23 protein-coding genes are annotated in these 19,960 nt (G+C 40.7%); 19 read left to right on the top strand and 4 right to left on the bottom strand.

What is annotated here, in order from left to right; genetic code table 11:
• Positions 1 to 2: 2 nt before the first annotated feature.
• The 6 genes from DWX43_RS15350 (at position 3) to DWX43_RS15325 (ending at position 5,100) form a co-directional block, all read left to right on the top strand.
• Positions 3 to 677, top strand: a complete 675-nt coding sequence (locus DWX43_RS15350) for a TetR/AcrR family transcriptional regulator (protein WP_118620903.1) — start codon at positions 3 to 5, stop codon at positions 675 to 677.
• 115 nt (positions 678 to 792) lie between these two features.
• Positions 793 to 1,500, top strand: a complete 708-nt coding sequence (locus tag DWX43_RS15345) for an ABC transporter ATP-binding protein (protein ID WP_118620981.1) — start codon at positions 793 to 795, stop codon at positions 1,498 to 1,500.
• Complete coding sequence (locus tag DWX43_RS15340; RefSeq protein WP_118620902.1) at positions 1,497 to 2,213, top strand: hypothetical protein; 717 nt, start codon at positions 1,497 to 1,499, stop codon at positions 2,211 to 2,213. Before DWX43_RS15345 ends, DWX43_RS15340 begins: the two co-directional genes overlap by 4 nt.
• Positions 2,214 to 3,479 (top strand): MFS transporter, encoded by a 1,266-nt coding sequence (locus tag DWX43_RS15335; RefSeq protein WP_242995953.1) that lies wholly within the window; start codon positions 2,214 to 2,216, stop codon positions 3,477 to 3,479.
• Positions 3,480 to 3,568: 89 nt separating this feature from the next.
• Positions 3,569 to 4,222: an endonuclease III gene (gene nth / locus DWX43_RS15330; RefSeq protein ID WP_109730079.1), complete on the top strand. Its 654-nt coding sequence runs from the start codon at positions 3,569 to 3,571 to the stop codon at positions 4,220 to 4,222.
• Positions 4,223 to 4,227: 5 nt separating this feature from the next.
• Positions 4,228 to 5,100, top strand: coding sequence for a DNA glycosylase (locus DWX43_RS15325; RefSeq protein ID WP_118620901.1), 873 nt, complete (start codon positions 4,228 to 4,230; stop codon positions 5,098 to 5,100).
• Between the two features lie 2 nt (positions 5,101 to 5,102).
• Here DWX43_RS15325 and DWX43_RS15320 read toward each other — a convergent pair whose 3' ends face one another.
• Genes DWX43_RS15320 through DWX43_RS15310 form a run of 3 tightly spaced genes read right to left on the bottom strand, consistent with a single transcriptional unit; the run spans position 5,103 to position 6,511 of the window.
• Positions 5,103 to 5,603 (bottom strand): hypothetical protein, encoded by a 501-nt coding sequence (locus DWX43_RS15320; protein WP_118620900.1) that lies wholly within the window; start codon positions 5,601 to 5,603, stop codon positions 5,103 to 5,105.
• Between the two features lie 20 nt (positions 5,604 to 5,623).
• Positions 5,624 to 6,064: a hypothetical protein gene (locus tag DWX43_RS15315; protein ID WP_118620899.1), complete on the bottom strand. Its 441-nt coding sequence runs from the start codon at positions 6,062 to 6,064 to the stop codon at positions 5,624 to 5,626.
• A complete protein-coding gene (locus tag DWX43_RS15310) occupies positions 6,065 to 6,511 on the bottom strand; it encodes a LytTR family DNA-binding domain-containing protein (RefSeq protein WP_182440721.1) in 447 nt (148 codons plus the stop codon).
• Positions 6,512 to 6,790: 279 nt separating this feature from the next.
• Here DWX43_RS15310 and DWX43_RS15305 point away from each other — a divergent pair, with 279 nt between their 5' ends.
• Both DWX43_RS15305 and DWX43_RS15300 read left to right on the top strand, forming a co-directional pair.
• The gene (locus DWX43_RS15305; protein WP_118620980.1) at positions 6,791 to 8,548 is read left to right on the top strand and encodes a DUF2075 domain-containing protein; all 1,758 of its coding nucleotides are present in this window, start codon (positions 6,791 to 6,793) and stop codon (positions 8,546 to 8,548) included.
• 11 nt (positions 8,549 to 8,559) lie between these two features.
• Positions 8,560 to 9,192, top strand: a complete 633-nt coding sequence (locus tag DWX43_RS15300) for a hypothetical protein (protein WP_118620897.1) — start codon at positions 8,560 to 8,562, stop codon at positions 9,190 to 9,192.
• A gap of 169 nt (positions 9,193 to 9,361) precedes the next feature.
• Here DWX43_RS15300 and DWX43_RS15295 read toward each other — a convergent pair whose 3' ends face one another.
• Positions 9,362 to 10,435, bottom strand: coding sequence for a Xaa-Pro peptidase family protein (locus tag DWX43_RS15295; RefSeq protein WP_109730084.1), 1,074 nt, complete (start codon positions 10,433 to 10,435; stop codon positions 9,362 to 9,364).
• Positions 10,436 to 10,877: 442 nt separating this feature from the next.
• On the opposite strand from DWX43_RS15295, the gene DWX43_RS15290 reads away from it, so the two are divergent.
• The 11 genes from DWX43_RS15290 (at position 10,878) to DWX43_RS15250 (ending at position 19,948) form a co-directional block, all read left to right on the top strand.
• Positions 10,878 to 13,835: a DEAD/DEAH box helicase gene (locus DWX43_RS15290; protein WP_118620896.1), complete on the top strand. Its 2,958-nt coding sequence runs from the start codon at positions 10,878 to 10,880 to the stop codon at positions 13,833 to 13,835.
• Between the two features lie 21 nt (positions 13,836 to 13,856).
• On the top strand, positions 13,857 to 14,258 hold the full coding sequence (locus DWX43_RS15285; RefSeq protein WP_118620895.1) for a (deoxy)nucleoside triphosphate pyrophosphohydrolase: 402 nt from the start codon (positions 13,857 to 13,859) through the stop codon (positions 14,256 to 14,258).
• 399 nt (positions 14,259 to 14,657) lie between these two features.
• A complete protein-coding gene (locus tag DWX43_RS27385) occupies positions 14,658 to 15,053 on the top strand; it encodes an RNA-binding domain-containing protein (protein WP_243099328.1) in 396 nt (131 codons plus the stop codon).
• A gap of 152 nt (positions 15,054 to 15,205) precedes the next feature.
• Entirely contained in the window at positions 15,206 to 15,829 is a 624-nt protein-coding gene (locus DWX43_RS27380; protein ID WP_243099327.1) for an ATP-binding protein, read from the top strand.
• A 307-nt stretch (positions 15,830 to 16,136) separates the two neighbouring features.
• Positions 16,137 to 16,304, top strand: coding sequence for an integrase (locus DWX43_RS15275; RefSeq protein WP_118620894.1), 168 nt, complete (start codon positions 16,137 to 16,139; stop codon positions 16,302 to 16,304).
• A 159-nt stretch (positions 16,305 to 16,463) separates the two neighbouring features.
• Positions 16,464 to 17,258, top strand: a complete 795-nt coding sequence (locus DWX43_RS15270; RefSeq protein WP_118620893.1) for a hypothetical protein — start codon at positions 16,464 to 16,466, stop codon at positions 17,256 to 17,258.
• Between the two features lie 486 nt (positions 17,259 to 17,744).
• On the top strand, positions 17,745 to 18,212 hold the full coding sequence (locus DWX43_RS15265; protein WP_118620892.1) for a low molecular weight protein-tyrosine-phosphatase: 468 nt from the start codon (positions 17,745 to 17,747) through the stop codon (positions 18,210 to 18,212).
• Positions 18,213 to 18,275: 63 nt separating this feature from the next.
• Positions 18,276 to 18,638 carry a hypothetical protein gene (locus DWX43_RS27650; protein ID WP_330582264.1) on the top strand — a complete coding sequence of 121 codons (363 nt, stop codon included), beginning with the start codon at positions 18,276 to 18,278 and terminating at the stop codon, positions 18,636 to 18,638.
• Positions 18,620 to 18,904, top strand: a complete 285-nt coding sequence (locus DWX43_RS27645; protein ID WP_330582263.1) for an AAA family ATPase — start codon at positions 18,620 to 18,622, stop codon at positions 18,902 to 18,904. Before DWX43_RS27650 ends, DWX43_RS27645 begins: the two co-directional genes overlap by 19 nt.
• Positions 18,905 to 18,958: 54 nt before the next feature.
• Positions 18,959 to 19,600 carry a hypothetical protein gene (locus DWX43_RS15255; RefSeq protein WP_118620891.1) on the top strand — a complete coding sequence of 214 codons (642 nt, stop codon included), beginning with the start codon at positions 18,959 to 18,961 and terminating at the stop codon, positions 19,598 to 19,600.
• 15 nt (positions 19,601 to 19,615) lie between these two features.
• Positions 19,616 to 19,948: an MmcQ/YjbR family DNA-binding protein gene (locus DWX43_RS15250; protein ID WP_118620890.1), complete on the top strand. Its 333-nt coding sequence runs from the start codon at positions 19,616 to 19,618 to the stop codon at positions 19,946 to 19,948.
• Positions 19,949 to 19,960: the final 12 nt, after the last annotated feature.

Below are 19,960 nucleotides of genomic sequence, written 5' to 3'. Positions count from 1 at the left end.
TTATGGCTAGAAACAAACATCCTGAGGAGACTAGGAATCTGATCATTGATACTGCAGCCCAGCTTTTCATAGAGCGCGGATACGACCATACTTCAATTCAGGATATCATCGATCATTTAGGAGGTTTGAGCAAGGGTGCTATTTACCATCATTTCAAATCAAAAGAAGAGATCATGACTGCTGTAGCTGAAATGCTTTATTCAAGCTCGGAGACTGCGATGTACCGGATCTGCAGCAGAACAGATCTGAACGGGAAGGAGAAGCTGCAGGAACTTTTTGTTTTATCCCTGTCGAATCCGGCCCAGAAGGATATATTTCAGGCTGCGCCTGATATGCTGAAGAATCCGCAGCTGCTGATCACGTATTTCCGCGATACCGTCCAGCAGGATGCTGCCAATATGGTCTATAAGGTGTTAGAGGAAGGAATGAAGGACGGTTCTATTCATACGGAGTATCCCCGGCAGCTGGCCGAAGTGATGATGCTGCTCGGAGACATATGGCTGAATCCTATGGTTTATCACTGTGGGCCGGAAGAGATGGTAGAGAAGGTGAAGTTCTACGGTCATTTATTAAAGCTTCTGGATCTGGATATTATTACAGAAGATATGATCCGGAACATCGAAGAATATGCGAGAATTTATAATAATAATGAGAATCAGAAAAATAAAGAAGAATAGCTGTTTACCAGTGTAAAAGAGGAACGCCGCTATGCTGCCGGAGGTACGGTTTTTGCAGGCGGCACACTTTTTACCTAAATACATACCAACGGTCGGTATTAAAAAGGAGGCATATATGATAGAAGTAAAGAGAATTACAAAGCAATATGGAAACACCACTGTTCTGGAGGAGTGCTCGCTGACAGTAGAAAAGGGAGAAATCTATGCGCTTGTGGGCGTGAACGGGGCAGGGAAGACAACGCTGCAAAAGCTGGCGGCAGGGTTTCTGGAGCCGACTTCGGGCCGTGTATATGTGCATGGGATGCCGGCGTGGGAGAATAAGGAAGAGATTCAGAGATATTTGGGCAGTCTGATTGAGGTACCGGTCTTTTATGAGCATTTGACGGCAGAGGAGAATTTAAACCTGCATCTGGAATACATGGGAGTGCAGGCAGATGTGGGGAAAATACTTGGGACAGTAGGCCTTGAGGGGATCAGTTCAAAGCCTGTATCTGCATTTTCCCTTGGAATGCGCCAGCGTCTGGCCATAGCGAGGGCCTTGCTTCATAGACCGGAAATATTAATACTCGACGAGCCGTTCAATGGTCTCGATCCGGTTGCCGCAGATGAGATGAAAAGGGTGCTGATGAAGTCCGCCGGGGACGGCATGACCATCCTTATATCCAGCCATATCTTAGGGGATATTGCACAGATGGCGGATACGGTGGGAATCATAGCAGGCGGGAAGATACAAAAGGAGTTCAGTATGAAGGAATACAGAGAGAAAGAAGCCGGAGAATTCGAGCGGGAAGTTCTGCAGATCATGAAAGGAGGAACAATATGAGATTATTTCATCTGGAATGGAAAAAGATAAATAAAAGGCCGTATCTGTATGCGATAATGGGAATGGCGGCATTCAGCCTGTTTGTAGCAATGCTGTTTATGCTGATGCCAAAAGAGGAGATGGAACTCAGCCAGATAGACCCGGTCTGGGGGAACATAACTACGCTGGTATCCTGTGTGACGTTTGCTGAATTTGCAGTCTTCGGGGCGGTTCTCAATGCGAGGACAGTTCTGGAAGATTATATCGGGAAACAGGTTCTGCTGCTCTTTTCATATCCGATCAGGCGGGAAGAACTGATCCGGACCAAAATGGCAATTACATGGGGGCTTACGGCCGGAGGAGCATTGATAACCAATCTGGCCGCGATGCTGGCAGCTGCAGTTGTATCCTTCATTTTCAGGCCGCTGGAGACCGGATTTGGGGTAAATGAGGCTCTGGCAGTGCTTCTGTACAGCGCCGGGATGGCGGTCATGGCCGGGAATATAGCCCTGATTTCCTTATGGTTTGGATTCTGGAAATTATCCGTAGTGACAGAAATTGTTTCTTCACTGATTATCATAATTCCGCTTACCAATATGCTGTCGGCAAGCCTGTTTTCCTCAGGGTTACAGGGATATTTGTTCCTGCTTGCAGCCGTGGGGGTCACACTTGCGGTTAGTGCAGTGATTACGATGAAGATTATACACAGAGTAAAGAATATGGAGGTAAAATAGATGAGCAGCAGGGAAAAGAGTGTAATGACGGCAGGACAGAGTACCGGGTTTACGAAAGATTTCTGGCTTGTGGTGGCTGGACAGATCATCTCTCTGTTTGGAAATGCGGTGATGCGGTTTGCACTGCCCATCCATCTTTTGAATGTTACAGGGTCGGCGGCTTTGCTTGGAATCGTATCCGGGTTTGCGTTCCTACCACTGGCAGTCATGTCGCCGGTCGGCGGAATCATTGCAGACAGGGTGAATAAGAGAAACATCATGGTATTTCTGGATTTCTTCACATCCGGACTGACGGTACTATTCCTCATATTGTATGGAAGAGTGAATCTTACAGGGCTCGTGCTGGTTATGCTTTTTATGCTTTATGGAATCAGCGGGGCGTATCAGCCGTCCGTGCAGGCGAGTATTCCTGCCCTGGTAGAAACGGATCGTGTCATGACTGCGAATGCGGTTATTAACATGATTTCTTCCCTTTCCGGCCTTCTTGGCCCGGCTTTGGGCGGGATTGCATACAGCCTGTGGGGGATCTACCCGATTCTTTATACAGCGGCACTGTGCTTTTTCATATCGGCTGTCATGGAAATTTTTATCCGCATGCCCCTTGTAAAAAGGGAACGAAGCGAATCCATACTGCGTGAAACCGGCGAAGATCTGAAAGAAAGTCTTTCCTTTATAACAAAGAAAAAGCCGGAGATCGGCAGACTGACTCTCTGCTGTGCGGGGGTAAATCTCGTTCTCTCTTCGCTGATGATCATCGGGCTTCCGGTTATCGTCCTGCAGCTACTGGATTTCAGTGAGAGTCAGGCATCAAGGTTGTATGGATTTATGCAGGGGATTCTGGCAGTCGGGGGGTTACTGGGCGGCATCGGTGCCGGTATTTTAGGAGAAAAACTGAAGATCAGCAAGAGCTGGAAGCTTCTGGCATCCTGCGGAATACTCATGCTGCCAATGGGAATCGTCCTGATGCTGGATTGTTCACCCTGGACGTCATATGCAGTCCTTGCCGCGGCCGGGCTGGTCATCATGGCCATTGCATCCATATACACAATACAGATCATGTCCTTCATCCAGATAACGGTACCGCAGGAAATGGTAGGAAAAGTCATTGCATGGGTAATTGCGGTTTCTACCTGTGCACAGCCGGTCGGACAGACGATCTACGGTCTGGTGTTCGAGCAGCTCGGAAAGGGAGCATGGGCAGTCTTCTATTCGGCGGCGGTACTGAGTATAATCATCGCATTCTATAATAAGAAAGTGGCAGAGTAAATATCGAATACCTGATATCGCTATAATTTCCAGTGGAGAGAAACGGCTTCTTAAGGTATAATGAATACAGAACCTGGAGGTAAAGCGATATGACAAAAGAAGAATTAGCATTAGAAGTAATAGAGAGACTGAGAAAAGAATACCCGGATGCAGGCTGCACCCTCGATTATGACCAGGCGTGGAAGCTGCTCGTGAGTGTGCGGCTTGCAGCACAGTGCACAGACGCCCGCGTGAATGTTGTGGTTGAGGACCTGTATGCCAGGTATCCGGATGTAGAATCACTGGCAGAAGCCGACGTGGACGATATTGAAAGGATTGTCAGGCCGTGCGGGCTGGGCAGGAGCAAGGCGAGGGATATCAGTGCCTGCATGAAAATGCTGAAAGATGAGTACGGCGGAAAGATTCCGCGGGATTTCAACGCACTGTTGAAACTGCCGGGAGTCGGACGAAAGAGTGCGAACCTGATCATGGGGGATGTGTTCGGGGAACCCGCAATCGTGACAGACACGCACTGCATCCGCCTGACGAACCGCATCGGCCTTGTAGACGGGATCAAGGACCCGAAAAAGGTAGAGATGGCGCTGTGGAAAATCATTCCGCCCAAGGAGGGAAGTGATTTCTGCCATCGTCTTGTATATCACGGAAGAGATGTATGTACGGCAAGGACAAAACCATACTGTGAGAAATGCTGTCTGGCAGATATCTGTGCGAAGAATGGTGTGGAAGAGGAGGCAAAGAGCTGAGAAATATGGTGAAGGCAGAGCGATTTTACGAGGACTGTGTTTACGGGGACTGTGACAGAAGAAACGGACTATATGTAAAGCGTACATTTGAGAGTTTTGACATAGAACAGATCTGTAATTCCGGGCAGTGTTTCAGGATGACCCGGATAGAGGGCGGCACATATGAAGTCATAGCAGGGGACCGGTATCTGGAAGTAACCCAGAGTGGGAATGAGTGTATTTTCAGATGCCCAGATTCTGAGTATGAAGATTTCTGGAAACATTATTTTGATCTGGAGACGGATTATGGGGAATATAAAAGCAGAATTAACCCGAAAGACAAATATCTCATGAATGCGGCTGAATTTGGCCGGGGGATACATATTCTGAATCAGGATTTGTGGGAGATGATCGTATCCTTTCTGATATCCCAGCAGAACAATATTGTTCGTATCCGGAGGTGCATCCAGAATATCAGTGAGAAGTACGGCGAGAAAAAGACCGCTGCGAATGGAACCGTTTACCATGCATTTCCAACGGCGGAGGCGCTGGCGGTCCTCGGGGAAGACGCACTCAAAGAATGCAATCTCGGATACAGAAGCAAATATGTAGTCAGGACCGCCCGCAGCATCGCAAACGGGGAGGTTTCTCTGGATGCTGTCAGGGCAATGCCCTATCAGGAAGCAAAAGAGGAACTTTTGAAACTCTTCGGTGTCGGAGTGAAGGTGGCCGACTGTATCTGCCTGTTCGCCCTCCACCAGCTGGAAGCATTTCCGGTCGACACCCATATCAATCAGGCCTTGAAAAAACATTACCCGAAGGGATTTCCGAAGCGGAGATACAAGGGCTGTGAGGGTGTGATGCAGCAATACATCTTCTATTACGAACTGCTGGCATAAGACTACTTGTATAACGATGCATCGTGGAAACGCTCTGTACCTGACTTTAAGAGGACCGACAAGAAGAATAACAAAGCGGCTGTCAGCATGATCAGGACACTCAGGGATGCGGCATCTGTGTTGCAACCGGAGAGATGAAATGCTTTCACAAAAACTTTTTCCGCCGCCGGCAGGACAAATGAGGCAGCCAGAACGGTTATGGAGATGCTTTTTAAAATTGCGACGTTGGCTGCATGAAAAGGATCTCCATTTTGGGAAAGCAAGCCGCAGAACTTCCTGAACCTGGCAAGCACGCCCAGAATAAAGCAGCCTGTTACTAAGGAGGCACATAACTGAAACAGCAGTTCTTCGGAAACAAAATGCAGGACAAAATGACTGGGGAAGAATTCATGCCAGCAGACGAGAAATGCGGCAAGAACCATCTCCAGAAATTGTATCCAGAAAAGTACGCGTGTTATTTTTGCAAGAGTGCTGCCTGTTTGTTTTAAACGTTTCTGGTTCATAAGGAATCCTCTCTTTCATTTTATGAATCGGCATTTCTAAACTGGTCTGCAAGCCTTAATTTTTCCGTCATTTTATCGGCCTGAGCCTTGGAAAGAAAATAATCAATGAGGTTCAGCAGTACAAAAATGATAAAGACAGAAAGCGCAACAGCAATGATCATAAATCGGTTCACCAGCGCTTTGACGGAATACGTGATAAAAAGCACGGTTGCTTCTATCAGGATAAACTGAATTGTCTTGCGTATCAGCAGGCTCCTGACGCTGAGTTCCTTTGAGGAATAAGTGACCAGAGACACCAGCGTACAGAAAAATGCGTAGATAAACGGCATAAAAAATGCGACAGGACTTAATGTATTCGGTATATGGGTAAATAAACCAACCACCCCGATCGCGATGGTGATGCCTGCCTGAATCATCAGGAATACCCAGACTATCTTTTTCAAAAACTCTTTCAATTCCATTTACAAATCCTCCATAATAGCTTTCTTAACCTGTTTCACATATTTCCGGGATATGATCACATCTTCCCCGTTCTTCATATGGGCGCAAAACCGTCCATTCAGGGCAGGCCGCATCGAGTCAATCTTCAGCAGGCATAAAACAAACGATTTTGAACAACGGATAAATTTGTATGGAATCATTTCCGTTTCTATTTCATACAGTCGTTTCTTGATCTCATAAACCTGATTTTGAGTATAAGCAAATACTTTTTCTCCTACGGCTTCAAAATATAAAATCTGGTCATAATAAACCATCTGCCGGACATTTCCGTCCGTGTATCCAGCCAGATACTCCCCCTTAGCAAGACAGTAATTTCTAATATCTTCAAATTCCGGTGTCAGAGCCACACATTCTATGGTAACCTGCTCCTCAGCCTTCGATTTAACATTCCTTATCGTAACCCGCAAATAAAACCACCTCCTGAGATATATCATAGCAGATAGTGAGGAGGAATACGATGGGAATGAGATGAAATACATTTTTGGGGGATGAGATACGCACAGGGAGGAAAGAGTGCAGAAAATAAAAAACGATATGGAGAAAAGTATTCAGGAATGATAAAATATATACAATGGCTGTAAAAAAGCATCCTCACAGGGCCGTCCGGACAACATATTTCAAGTTACAATTAGAGAGAAAGGAAAAGTATGTGTTTAAACTTTTCTTAAACAGCATACATGGTAATTATGAATACAAAATTAAAACCCATTGTGCACAGAATAGAAGATAATATAATTGCTTTACAGGCGTTTCAGGACAAATTAGAGAATCAATCTTCTGAAAAGGAAAAGATGATACTCTTAGATTATCCTACGGTTTATATCCATAATTGGAAAAACAGTGATGACTACGAGGTATATATCGGGGAATCGGGGAATGTAATCCAGAGGACAAAGCAGCATTATGCCAAATCCGGAAATGTGTCAGAGTGGCAGAATCAGCTGACCAGAAAACCAGCCAGCCTGTATATTATCGGGCATGAACATTTCAACAAATCCCTGACGCTGGACATCGAAAACAGGCTTATGCTTTATATGATGAGTACTGATCACGTTAAGAAAATACACAATAAAAACAGCAATCCCCAGAACCGGTATTATACAGACGATGAAATGAATGAAATCTTCCGGCTGATCTGGGAGAAGCTGAGGAAGACAGACTCAGCATTGTTTCCGAAAGAGAGTGCAATAAAGGATTCCGCATTATTTAAGGCATCCCCGTTACATAAGCTGACACAGGAGCAGGAAAATGTAAAAGAATTGATTATAGAAAAGGTCTTTACTGCCCTGAAAAATAAAGAAAGAGGACAGCTTATTTTCATTGACGGTGAGGCGGGAACAGGGAAAACAGTTCTTAACAGCAGCACTTTCTACGAGATATATTTAAGGGCAGAGAATCTTAAAAAAAACGACCTGCAATGCTGCTTAATGGTAAACCATGATGAACAGATTACAGTATATCAGCAGATAGCAGAAAAACTCGGTTTGAAAGATCATTATGGCGAGGTGGTATGTAAACCAACGACCTTTATCAATCACCATTCAACGGACGAACCGATAGATGTAGCTTTTATCGATGAGGCACATTTATTACTGACACAGGGTAAACAATCATACCGGGGAGAAAATCAGCTTGAAGATATTATAAACCGGGCACGCGTTACGGTTGTCATGTTCGATGAAAATCAGATATTAACGACAGAGCAGTATTGGGAAGCGAAGACTTTAGAGTATTATAGAAAATTCGCCAAACATAAAGGCAATTATTTTGAATTGAAGAATCAGATGAGAATGGCTGCATCAAAAGAAACAATTGCATGGATAGACAATTTCACGAAAGCAAAAAAAGTGTCTGAGATTCCTGTTGACGAAACCGGATATGAAATACAAATCTTTGATCTTCCCGCAGAGCTGGAAGCTGCAATTAAGAAGAAGGCCAGAGAAGAGGATTGTGAGCTCTCCAGAATGATAGCTACTTATGACTGGGAATATAATCAAAAACCATCAAAAAGAAAACGGCTTCAAAAATACTGGGAGGTGCTGATCGGGGACTGGCATAAACCCTGGAACCGTGAACTGGAAAAAGAATTAGGAAGACGGGAAAAGAAGAAAATTAAAACACTTTCCTGGGCCGAACAGCCTCAGACAATTAATGAAGTAGGGTCCACTTTCACAATACAGGGATTTGACCTGAATTACGCAGGCGTTATTTTAGGCCCGTCTGTAAAATACCGGAACGGTGAAATTATTTTTGACCCGGATGAGAGTTTTAATATAAAAGCAACCCGGAACCGTACCTTATCGGACGGGACCCGGAAAAAGTTCGGCGAAGTCCTGATCCAGCATGAGGTGCGTGTTCTTATGACACGCGGGGTAAATGGACTGTATATCTATGCATGCGATGAGGAGCTGAGGAAAGCTTTGAAAGAGGCAGTGACGCATTAGGAGGAGAAGAGATGGATTCTACAACACAGGCATATGAATTTATTTTATACTGCTATTTCGGTGACATGGCCAATCCCATTGAAGCAGCGATTGACAGGGCTTATATAGATATGGCATCGCATACACTCAGAGGATTCGGTAAAGACTATCACATAAAATGGAAATTAAGATTTATGGCATCTGAAAAGATAAAAGAAATGCTAAAGAATATTTCAGAGGATTATGATGATTGGCACCGGGAAACCTGTAAAATGATACAAAAGATATATAATGATAAAGGGATTGATTTTTCATATGGTCAGGCACAAAAGTGGATCAATATGACGACCAAATATTTGTATGTTTTTAGTCTGATTTTTGCCGACAGAGAAGATGAAAGGCTTTTTGTGATACCAGAAGCCATTATCAAACACCATGAAAAATTGCATATCCCAATAGATAATTACATATTATCAGAATTGCAGTTAGATAAATTTTCTCCGTGGAGTAAAATGGATGAAGATATGTACAATGAATGTCGAAATAACTTTGTGGGGAAAGATATTGACTGGGAACTGGAAAATTGGAATACTGTTTCTAATGCGAAAAAGGTGAATGATATAGCCAGTTATGCCCGTTATAAACACGAAGAAGCTAAGAAGTAAAATGTGCGCAATGAGATTAATTAATAATAGTGGTAAATAGTATAGTAAAAAGGGGCCTATGATATTATATATCATAGACTCCCTTCTGAATTTCGGACAAAAATGTATTATATCATATTATAATTACAGGTAAATATGCGATCAGTAGAATTATAAAGTAAGCGGTCAATTAACCAACAATACGATATTTTTTATCTACTGCGTTCAGAAGTTCATGTCCATCTTCTGTTACAAGGACAAGGTCTTCGACACGAACGCCATATTTTCCTTCAATATAAATACCAGGTTCGATAGAGAAGATCATACCAGGCTCAGCCACATTTTTATTGATAGGGCTTACATCGCCGTATTCATGGTCTTCCTGACCGATGAAGTGGCCGAGACGGATTCTCCAGTATTCGCTGTATCCGGCTTCGTCAATCAGATCTCTTGCCTGTGCATCAATATCACAGAAACGAACTCCCGGTTTAATCACTGCTTCAGCTTTCTCAACAGCGGTGCGGACAAGGTCATGGATTGCAGCCTGTTCCTCATCTACGCTCTTGCAGTAGAAAGTTCTTGTCATATCGGAGCAGTATCCTTCCCAGATACAGCCCATATCGATCAGGACACATTCGCCTGCTTTCAGTGTTCTCGTTTCGCTAGGTGTATGGTGCTGATCAGCAGCATTTGCGCCAAAGCATACGATCGTATCAAAACTTAATCCGCTTGCTCCTGCTTTCATATATTCAGCATCAATAAAGTCAGCAACTTCTTTCTCAGTCATGCCTTCTTTAATAAATGCAGCAGCCTTCTCCATAACACTGTCATTAATTACGGAAGCATGCTTCATAATCTCGATTTCTTTTTCATTTTTAACAGCACGAACATCATCAATGCAGTCAGAACCCCAGATAGTCTTTAATTCCGGGCAGCGCTCCTGAAGCGGAATTAAGAAACGTGCCGGCCAAGTCTTGTCGATACCGAGTACACTCTTTGTATCAATGTGCTCCATCAGAACAGCAATCTGATCGTCCATGTCACTGAACCATACCTCTTCAAATCCTGTATCGGACACATAATACAGATAGTTCAGGAATAATGTGTGATTGCCGCTGGATCTCAGCAGAAGTGCATACAGCCTTTCACCAGGGTTCACCATAATTCCCGTCAGAAAACGGATACTCAATGGGTCAGATACAAGTAACTGACTCAGGCCTTTTTTCTCCATTTTTTCTAATACGCGGTTGATTCTTTCATTCATTTTAGAATCTCCTTTCTCTATGTAAAAATTAATGTATATGCATTATATCACAATGGGAGAAAAAATTCATGAAAATGAATAAGAATGTTGAAAATTCATTAGGAATGTGAATTGTAAAATGGATTTGTGGGCGGAATGTGAAAAAATGGAAGGGGGAAATTTTCTTTTCCTATTTGATGTTTGTCGGATATGGAGGGGAATTTAATCATGATAAATGGTGATAAACACGAGGTTCTTTGTTGCGTAAAGAATATGAACGTGGTAGAATCAGAACAGAAAAGAATTCTAGCAGGTGTTTAAAAGGTAGTGAAATTGCAGGTAGTTGATTTTGAGAAAAATTGACTGCCTGTTGTTGTATGTACTTGGTAAAACTATAAAAACTGTTGAATATGAGACTTAGAGAGAAAATGAATTTTGTAAGGTTAATTTACAGGTGATTATAATGAGTCAAGAAAAAATAGTGCAATTGAAACAGGGCTTAACAACAGCCTTTATAAATCAAGATATTTCATCAAATCTGGCATACAAGCCGCAGTTTGTGTCAAATAATTATAGGGAAGGACGAAAGGTTATATCATCCATTGAGGATGAACTGTTGTCGTGTGAAGAGTTTTCTATAAGTGTAGCGTTTATTACTATGGGTGGAATCACACCACTTCTTCAGACGTTAAGGGAATTGGAGCAGCGTGGTATTCCGGGGAAAATTCTTACAACGGATTATTTAACATTTAGTGACCCTAAGGCACTTCGAGTACTTAAAAATTTTAGCAATATTGAGTTGAAAATGTTTGTGACAGGGAATACAAAAGAGGGATTCCATACAAAGGGCTATATTTTCAAGAAAGAAGAGATTTATCGAATCATTGTCGGGAGTTCCAATATGACAATGAGTGCTCTTACGACGAACCATGAATGGAATACGAAAATCGTTTCGGCGGAACAGGGGGAATATACGCAGAGTCTGGTGACCGAATTTCATCAGCTATGGAATGCGGAGCAGTCCCTGCCGTTTGAAAGGTTTATTGAGGCATATACGAATGTCTATACAAAAAATAAAATTATACAGAAACAAAAGGAAATCGCAAGACAAGCTGAGGTTCCATCTTTGGAAATATTCCGTTTGCAGCCCAATTCTATGCAGGTTGGATTTATCAATAATTTGCGGAAAATATACGATGCAGGAGAAGATAAGGCTTTGCTAATTTCGGCTACAGGGACAGGAAAAACATACGCGTCTGCGTTTGCGGCACGAGAACTGGAATTTAAGCGAGTTCTCTTTTTGGTGCATCGAAATCAGATAGCAAAGCAGTCAATGAAAGCCTTTCGGAAAGTATTTGCAGGAAAAGTTTCTATGGGGATGGTCACAGGGAAATATCAGGATTACGATGCCGATTTTGTGTTTGCAACAGTACAAACATTAAGTAAAGACGAGACTTTAAAAAGGTATGAAAAAGATACATGGGACTTAATTATCATTGATGAAGCTCATCATAGTTCTGCTGATAGCTATAAGAAAATTATGGACTATTTTACCCCACAGTTATGGCTGGGAATGACCGCTACACCAGACAAGCGAGATGATAACCTCGAAGGCAGGAATATTTATGATATCTTTAATCATCAGATTGCATATGAAATCCGTTTACAAGATGCAATGGAAGAGGATTTATTATGTCCATTTCATTACTTTGGTATTACCGATTTGGATGTCATAGCGGATGTTGGAAAAACAACAGAAGAAAAGGTCCAAAATTTTAGATATTTAACATCGGATGACCGAGTGCTTAACGTTATGAAACAGGCGGAATTTTTCGGATACAGCGGTGATAGAGTAAAAGGCCTTATTTTCTGTAGTCGAATTGATGAAGCAAAAGAATTATCGAACAAATTTAACGATAAGGGATGGAGAACTCTTGTACTTAGTGGCAGTGATTCAGAAACCGTTAGAGCAGCGGCTATTGAACGTCTGGCGGGCGATGAGGGGGAGGATGCTCTGGACTATATTGTTTCAGTAGATATTTTTTCAGAAGGTGTAGATGTTCCGGAAATTAATCAGGTTATTATGCTGAGGCCAACAGAGTCACCAATTGTTTTTATACAGCAGTTGGGGCGCGGTCTTCGTAAAGCGGAAGATAAAGAGTATGTAGTTGTTTTAGACTTCATTGGAAATTATCGTAATAACTTCATGATTCCAATCGCACTATCAGGGGATCGCAGTTATAATAAGGATAATATTCGTCGCTATGTCACGGAAGGTGGACGAGTGATCCCGGGAGCAAGTACAATCCATTTTGATGAAATTTCGAGAAAAAGGATTTTCCAGGCGATTGATAATGCAAATTTTAGTGACATCAAGTTAATAAATGAAAATTACAAGAATTTGAAAAACAAATTGGGACATATACCGGCTCTTGCAGATTTTGACAAATACGGAGAAATGGATGTTTTAAGAATCTTTGATAATAATAGTTTGGGATCCTATTACAAATTTCTTGTAAAATATGAAAAGGAATATACAATCCGCCTGTCAGCAGATGAAGAAAAGGTAATCGAATTTGTATCGAAAAAGCTGGCTAGTGGTAAAAGAATCCACGAATTGGAATTATTAAAACGTTTGCTAAAATATCAACATGGAGTAATGGGACTTTTAAAGCGTACGTTAATCGAAAATTATAACTGTTCTATAGATGATAATTGTGTTGATAATATTGTAAACATGATGACAAATGAATTTTCAACTAGTGGAGCAAAAAAGACCTATTCTCAGTGCATATTTTTAGAAAAAGAAGGTTCAGATTTTTGCGTTTCGAAAACATTCGGAGAAATGTTGCAGAATCCGGATTTCTATCATATTTTGGAAGAACTGGTTGACTTTGGAATTTCCCGATACAGAGAAAATTATAGCAGTCGTTATCAAGATACGGATTTAGTGCTATATCAGAAATATACATACGAAGATGTTTGTCGTTTGCTGAACTGGGAAAGAAATGAAGTACCATTAAATATTGGTGGTTACAAGTATGATAAGAAGACAAAAACATTCCCCGTATTTATTAATTACGATAAACAGGATGATATCAGTGATACCACCAAATATGAAGACCACTTTACAGGATATAATCGTTTGATTGCAATTTCAAAAAGTGGAAGAAGCGTGGAATCAGAAGATGTACAGAATTTCTTAAAAGCACAGGAACGAGGAATCGATGTACAACTTTTTGTGAGAAAAAATAAGGATGATAAAATATCAAAAGAATTCTATTATCTGGGAAGAATGATTCCAACTGGACTGGTAAAAGAATTTGTTATGCCAAACACTGAAAAAACAGCAGTAGAAATAGAATGGGCGTTAGATACTCCGGTTAGAGAAGATATCTACGAATATATCGTAAACGGATAATAGAAAAAATGGAGAGATAGAATGAAAACAATTAAAGTAGTGGCAGCAATCATTATAGAGGACGGCAAAGTATTTGCAACACAACGTGGTTATGGTGAATTTAAAGATGGGTGGGAATTTCCGGGAGGAAAGACTGAACCAGATGAAACATCCGAAGACGCGGTTGTAAGAGAAATAAAAGAGGAACTAGATACAGAAGTTGAAGTTATAGAATTACTGGATACCGTAGAATATGATTATCCCAAATTCCATTTATCGATGGATTGCTTTATATGCAGGATAAAATCGGGGGATTTGGTGCTGAAGGAGCATGAGGCAGCGAAGTGGTTGACAAAAGAAACGTTGGATAGTTTGGACTGGCTGCCGGCGGATATGGGGTTGGTTGGAAAAATAAGGAGGTATATGGAAGGGGAGGTGGATTAGAAGGGGGATGCAGTGATTTGTAGCGAAAAGCAAAGTTATACTATATAAAAAGATTGGCGAAATAAGAAAATCATTGATAGCTGATTATGCTCTTAAAAACAAAAGAGATTAAATAATGTTATTATTTTCGACAATGTTAGCAATCACAGATTCGTTGACGAATAAGGGGCATCACTCGAATATCTATTTAATGATTTTGCGAGCTATGATTTTTCACTGCAATTATAAATACACAAAAAAACGGTTGTAAAAAAATACGATTGATTTTTGCATATCTTTGCATATAATATAAAGAAGAAAATGGAAAGGATATGGATAGTATGCGTGAAACAAGGGGAATAGAATCCAAAGAAACAATTACAAACACGTTTTTAAAAACCGTAAGTGCCTTTTCGAATTATGATGGAGGAGAATTTTTTTGGAATTGATGACATTGGTAATATTAAAGGTGTGTCGGACATAAAACAAGCATGTTTGGATATTGAAAATAAAATTAATGATAGTATTTCTCCACAACCTAATTATACACTGGAAATACAAAATAATGATAAAACGATAAAGCTTACCGTAAAAAGTGGTGTTCAGAAGCCGTATTTATACAAATCAAAAGCATATAAGTGCAATGATACAGCGACAATAGAGGTAGATACGCTGGGATTTTCAAAACTCATTTTGGAAGGGAAAAATATCAGATTTGAAGAGTTGCCATATAAAGAACAGGATTTAGCTTTTGAAGTTTTGCATCAAATTTATACAAAAGTATTCAAATCGAAACATTTAATCAAGATACATTAAAAACATTGAACCTATATGACGGATTAAATGGATATAATAATGCAGCTGGTATTTTGGTAGATAAAAATCATTTTCCGTGAATTGATATAGTAAAATTTGGTGAAAGTATCAGTATCATTCAAAAGAGAGCAACATTTAAAAATATATCAGTATTGGCTGTATATGACAAAACGTTAGATGTATTTAGAGATTATTATCAATATGAAGAAATACAGGGAGCCGATAGAAAGAAGATAGTAAAAATACCAGAAGCTGCATGCCGAGAAACAATTGCAAATGCTTTGATTCATAGAATGTGGGATGCAGAATCACAAATAAGAGTCCTAATGTTTGATGATAGTATAGAAGTTATTTCTCCAGGAGGATTGCCCTCTGGAATAACGGAAGAAGAATATTTATCAGGTAAAATTTCAGTTCTAAGAAATAGAAATCTTGCAAATGTATTTTATAGATTAGGGTTTGTTGAGATATTTGGAACAGGAATTATAAGAATAAAACAACTCTATGAAGAGGGATTGAAAAAACCAGAATTTCAAATATCAGAAAATACAATTAAGATGGTACTTCCGGTATTTGAGGAGAATTTAAATTTAACGGAAGATGAGAGAAAGATATATAAAATTTTAAGTAAGACAATGTTAAAATCAATTAGCGAAATTGCACCGTATGCCCCGTTTGGTAAATCAAAGACAACACAGTTGTTGAAAGATATGGGACAAAAAGGTGTCATAAAAGTTGAGGGTAGGGGAAGAGGTACTAAGTACGTAATAAAGTAATTGAGAATTCGGGAAGACAATGTTTTTAAGATATGAGGGAGATTAAGGATTATGATAAAAATACTATTTATCTGCCACGGCAGGAAAGTGGTGTGCAAGGCATAAGTTGGTATAGTGTCGACAACACGGGGCATATTTTCCCTTGTCGGAAATGTCGGACTACGGAAAGACTACGAATGACGGAGGGGAAAACTACTGGTGTGGAGGGAATCGTTGTAAGGTGCGGAGAGGTATCGTTGAATAGTGTGGCAATCGTTAGATTGTTTCAATAAGAGAAAAGCAAGCATCGACCAGTAGATGACATTTGATGGGACATTCAGATATCGGAGTCACTTTAAATACCTACACTCATTTGGGAATGGAAGATGCAGCAGAGGAAATGAAGCGTATGGAGAAGCTGGAAAAGGCACGAGAAGAAATGGGTGGTGAGGAAAAAGAAAAGCCGTTGAAAAAGAATATGTTCAAGGTGATATGAAATAAAATAATATAAGTTGACGAGCCGGGAGAAAAAACTTCCGGCTTTCTTAGGATTAATTAAATACAAGTATTTCCATTTGCTGCCTTGATTATAAGGGTTTATATGGCTTATAATTGCATTAATGTTGAAAAATTATAATAACAGGGAGAGGCGAATATGGATTCAAATACCATTTTAAGTAATATATTAAAAGAAGAATTGCAATACTTTTATAATCATATACGGGAATATGATGAACAACGAAATATTGATACTGCTATGGTTGACGATGTCTATGCAAAAGTGCTTGAATATGATATGTGCGATGTACAAAAAGATGCAGTAATGAGAGCGGGGACAGAACTCAATAAGGTAAATGGAACGGTAATTTTTGCCCCGACAAGATATAAAACAACGTTAGTAGCTTTATCTAAGCAAGTTTTACCTCAAAAAGATCTGGATGAAGTACATGGAACTATATTACATGAACTGACACATGCACATGATTATTATGATTATGCGGATTTTTTGGGAATAAGTGACCATAATGCCCTTTTCGATTCGCAATACTATAATGCTTTTTTCTATTGGACAGAGTTTCATGCTAGGCGAATTGGATATAAGAGATATATAGAATATAAATTCAGAAAAGGTTGGAAACAATTTAAAAAGTATAGATATGAATTTCTTGAAGGTATCAAGGCAAATTTTTCAATTCATAGCAGCAAAGGGCGTTTATATGACCTGATGCAAGCGGTAGGAAGATATTACACATTTATAGAATTGTGTTCAGCACATGATGAAAATTTTAAAGGGGATATTTTATTAGATAATGTTGAAACAAATTTAATAGATATATTAAGTGAAGTATACCATTTTCTGACCGAAAATAATGAGTTTGAACAGTTTGCTAATAATATTAAAATATTTGATGATTTATTGCAAAGAATAAATTCAATAGTAAATGAGTAAATACATGTGAATATATATTATCATGTGTTGTCTAGAGGGAGATTATATTATACTATGATAATTTAATTGGGCATTTATGTAAAAAGATCTAAAATAAGATTTATTTGAGAAAATTATCCTAGAAAAACATTATTTTTTTGAAGGGTTATATAGGAGATTTTAAGAGAAAATAAAAATTGTCTATGAAGACTGATTGATGCTATAATCAATGCATGATTGTATCGTTATTTTGTGCACCACCTAAGAGAAATTTGCACCCCCTTACGGGTTTGTACATGATAACGATGCACCCCCACCAAAAATCAAGAGTAGTAATGCACCCCTTTTCTACTACGTTTTTACTACTACACAGGGATAAGTAATGTCACGATATGCTCATTTAGGGCAGATTGTATAGAAAATAAAGAGAGAGACACGAGTGCCGGAAACCCGCATAAAACCTTGCAAAACTGGGCATATCACGGCATTTCGTGATAGGAGAATTTTATGATTAAGGTACTTTTCATCTGCCACGGAAACATCTGCCGCTCCCCCATGGCCGAGTTCGTCTTCCGCGACATGGTCCAAAAGCAGGGCATGGCCGATCTGTTTTCTATCGCATCAGCAGCGACCAGCCGTGAGGAGATTGGCAATCCGGTCCACTACGGAACGGTGCAGAAATTGAAAGAGGTCGGTATTAGTACATCCGGCAAATATGCAGTCCAAATGAAGAAGCAGGACTATCATACTTATGATTACATCATAGGCATGGAATATCCGAATATACGCAATATTCTGCGGATTATCGGAGATGATCCGGAACATAAGGTGCACAAGCTGTTGGATTTCAGTGATAACCCACGCGATATTGCGGACCCTTGGTATACTGGTAATTTTGACAGAACATATAAAGATGTTGTGGAAGGCTGTGAAGGGCTTTTGCGGTATATTCTGGAACATGACAGGCTTTCATAAATACCGGGTTAACGCCTATACTTGCCGGCCAGAGATGTGGGATCACAGGAGGAGCATTCAAACATGATTTATATAAGCAGTTTCAGGCTGTCCGGAGGAAAGGTGAAGAATCCCAACATATACCCATATAATGTTTTTGCTGACAAAGAGTGGGACCCATTTGTTTTTGGCAGGATTACTGTTTTATGCGGAAATAATGCCAGCGGGAAGTCAACACTTCTCAATATTATCGGGAATGTGCTTTCCCTCTATGGGACTGAGGATGTTGCGGTATGGGGCAGCAGGGGATATTTTACGGAGTTCTGTTCGCAGTGTGGCTATTCATTAGGTGAGGAAGAGGACGGGCGGCCGGTAAAGAAGATACCTTTGCACAGGAGAAGTATTCTAACGGGGAAACGTCTCTTCAGTTGTTTGACGACTGGATAGAACCCAATGCCTTATATCTGATGGACGAGCCGGAAGTTTCATTAAGTCCCCAAAACCAGATTGCCCTTGCAGAAAAACTAAATGACATGTCGAGGTTTTTAAACTGCCAGTTCATTATAGCCACACATCCGCCATTCATGCTGGGGACACTGGACGCTAGGATTTATGATATTGATTCCAGATACGCAGAGGTGAAAAAATGGAACGAACTGGATCATGTAAGATTTATGTATGATTTTTTTCAAAAGCACAGAGATGAATTTTAATATAGTAAGAAGTTTTGGGAGAGTAATTTTAAGCGGAAGAAAAGGAACTGAAAAATGAGACTTCAGGATTTTAACCCTATTTTATATCTGGAAGACTACGAAAATATTCCGGAGGAGATCTATTGCTGGAAGCAGGACGAGGAGCTGCGTCCAGCACCTGGTTGGGGAGGGGAGCAGTCAGCAGCAGGCACAACAGATATGATGTGGGACGGTACTGATGTTATGCAGGTTTCTTTTCCGGACAGGCTGTGTGTTGGGATTGGCAGATACCATACCGGATCAGACGGAGAGATTTACCTGTGCACGCTTCTTGACCGGGGCGAAAAAACGGTTTTGTCCTGTTCCTTTGGTGTTTATCGTTCACCGGAACTGGTAAGGAAGGCTCTGGATATCTTTTTTCAGATATATCCGATGCCTGATGCTGGCGGGGAAACGGGATGCGGTAAAGGGAAGATTTCTCTGCTAAGCAGCCGGAATCCGATATATATGAAAAAAGAGTATCTTGATATTATTTCAAGGTACCCGGTAGAGCCTGAAATGACGGCGAAGGGGACCCGGGGCGGCGCGTCCGTGGTCAGTACTTATTTTTCCCAGCTGATGAGGAGAAAGGGAAGTACCGTTTTTACGACATGGCAGGACGCGGTTGACTGGCTTTCAATGGATATTGAACGATATAATTATAAATTACTATCTTGAGAAGAGGGGAACGTTATGGATCGAAAAAGTTTAATAAAATACTGCCTGACATTTCCGGGGACGTATGAGGATTACCCGTTTCATGACCCGAACTGGACGGTGATCCGTTTAAACAGGAGTAAAAAAATATTTGCATGGATCTTTGAACGGCAGGGGAATCTCTGGGTAAATGTGAAAGCAGATCCCCAATGGCGCGATTTTTGGCGCGATGCGTTTCCGTCAATCGTTCCCGGTTATCATTTGAACAAGGAACACTGGAATTCCCTGATACTGGACGGGAGTATTCCAGAGGAAACGGTCGAGAAGCTGATTGCGGAGAGCTATGATCTGGTGAAGGGGAAACATTAGAGAAGAAGGTGT

Source organism: Clostridium sp. AF19-22AC (assembly GCF_003479085.1).
In the GTDB taxonomy this organism is placed as follows: Bacteria; Bacillota; Clostridia; order Lachnospirales; family Lachnospiraceae; genus Faecalicatena_A; species Faecalicatena_A orotica.
The sequence above is the reverse complement of the archived record's forward strand: the minus strand, read 5'-3'. Positions and strand labels throughout refer to the sequence as shown.

Excerpts from the sequence above, each read along its gene's own strand:
- DWX43_RS15350 (WP_118620903.1), top strand. The coding sequence starts at position 3 with ATGGCTAGAAACAAACATCCTGAGGAGACTAGGAATCTGATCATTGAT.
- DWX43_RS15345 (WP_118620981.1), top strand. The coding sequence starts at position 793 with ATGATAGAAGTAAAGAGAATTACAAAGCAATATGGAAACACCACTGTT.
- DWX43_RS15340 (WP_118620902.1), top strand. The coding sequence starts at position 1,497 with ATGAGATTATTTCATCTGGAATGGAAAAAGATAAATAAAAGGCCGTAT.
- DWX43_RS15335 (WP_242995953.1), top strand. The coding sequence starts at position 2,214 with ATGAGCAGCAGGGAAAAGAGTGTAATGACGGCAGGACAGAGTACCGGG.
- nth (WP_109730079.1), top strand. The coding sequence starts at position 3,569 with ATGACAAAAGAAGAATTAGCATTAGAAGTAATAGAGAGACTGAGAAAA.
- DWX43_RS15325 (WP_118620901.1), top strand. The coding sequence starts at position 4,228 with ATGGTGAAGGCAGAGCGATTTTACGAGGACTGTGTTTACGGGGACTGT.
- DWX43_RS15320 (WP_118620900.1), bottom strand. The coding sequence starts at position 5,603 with ATGAACCAGAAACGTTTAAAACAAACAGGCAGCACTCTTGCAAAAATA.
- DWX43_RS15315 (WP_118620899.1), bottom strand. The coding sequence starts at position 6,064 with ATGGAATTGAAAGAGTTTTTGAAAAAGATAGTCTGGGTATTCCTGATG.
- DWX43_RS15305 (WP_118620980.1), top strand. The coding sequence starts at position 6,791 with ATGAATACAAAATTAAAACCCATTGTGCACAGAATAGAAGATAATATA.
- DWX43_RS15300 (WP_118620897.1), top strand. The coding sequence starts at position 8,560 with ATGGATTCTACAACACAGGCATATGAATTTATTTTATACTGCTATTTC.
- DWX43_RS15295 (WP_109730084.1), bottom strand. The coding sequence starts at position 10,435 with ATGAATGAAAGAATCAACCGCGTATTAGAAAAAATGGAGAAAAAAGGC.
- DWX43_RS15290 (WP_118620896.1), top strand. The coding sequence starts at position 10,878 with ATGAGTCAAGAAAAAATAGTGCAATTGAAACAGGGCTTAACAACAGCC.
- DWX43_RS15285 (WP_118620895.1), top strand. The coding sequence starts at position 13,857 with ATGAAAACAATTAAAGTAGTGGCAGCAATCATTATAGAGGACGGCAAA.
- DWX43_RS27385 (WP_243099328.1), top strand. The coding sequence starts at position 14,658 with ATGATGGAGGAGAATTTTTTTGGAATTGATGACATTGGTAATATTAAA.
- DWX43_RS15275 (WP_118620894.1), top strand. The coding sequence starts at position 16,137 with ATGGGACATTCAGATATCGGAGTCACTTTAAATACCTACACTCATTTG.
- DWX43_RS15270 (WP_118620893.1), top strand. The coding sequence starts at position 16,464 with ATGGATTCAAATACCATTTTAAGTAATATATTAAAAGAAGAATTGCAA.
- DWX43_RS15265 (WP_118620892.1), top strand. The coding sequence starts at position 17,745 with ATGATTAAGGTACTTTTCATCTGCCACGGAAACATCTGCCGCTCCCCC.
- DWX43_RS27650 (WP_330582264.1), top strand. The coding sequence starts at position 18,276 with ATGATTTATATAAGCAGTTTCAGGCTGTCCGGAGGAAAGGTGAAGAAT.
- DWX43_RS15255 (WP_118620891.1), top strand. The coding sequence starts at position 18,959 with ATGAGACTTCAGGATTTTAACCCTATTTTATATCTGGAAGACTACGAA.
- DWX43_RS15250 (WP_118620890.1), top strand. The coding sequence starts at position 19,616 with ATGGATCGAAAAAGTTTAATAAAATACTGCCTGACATTTCCGGGGACG.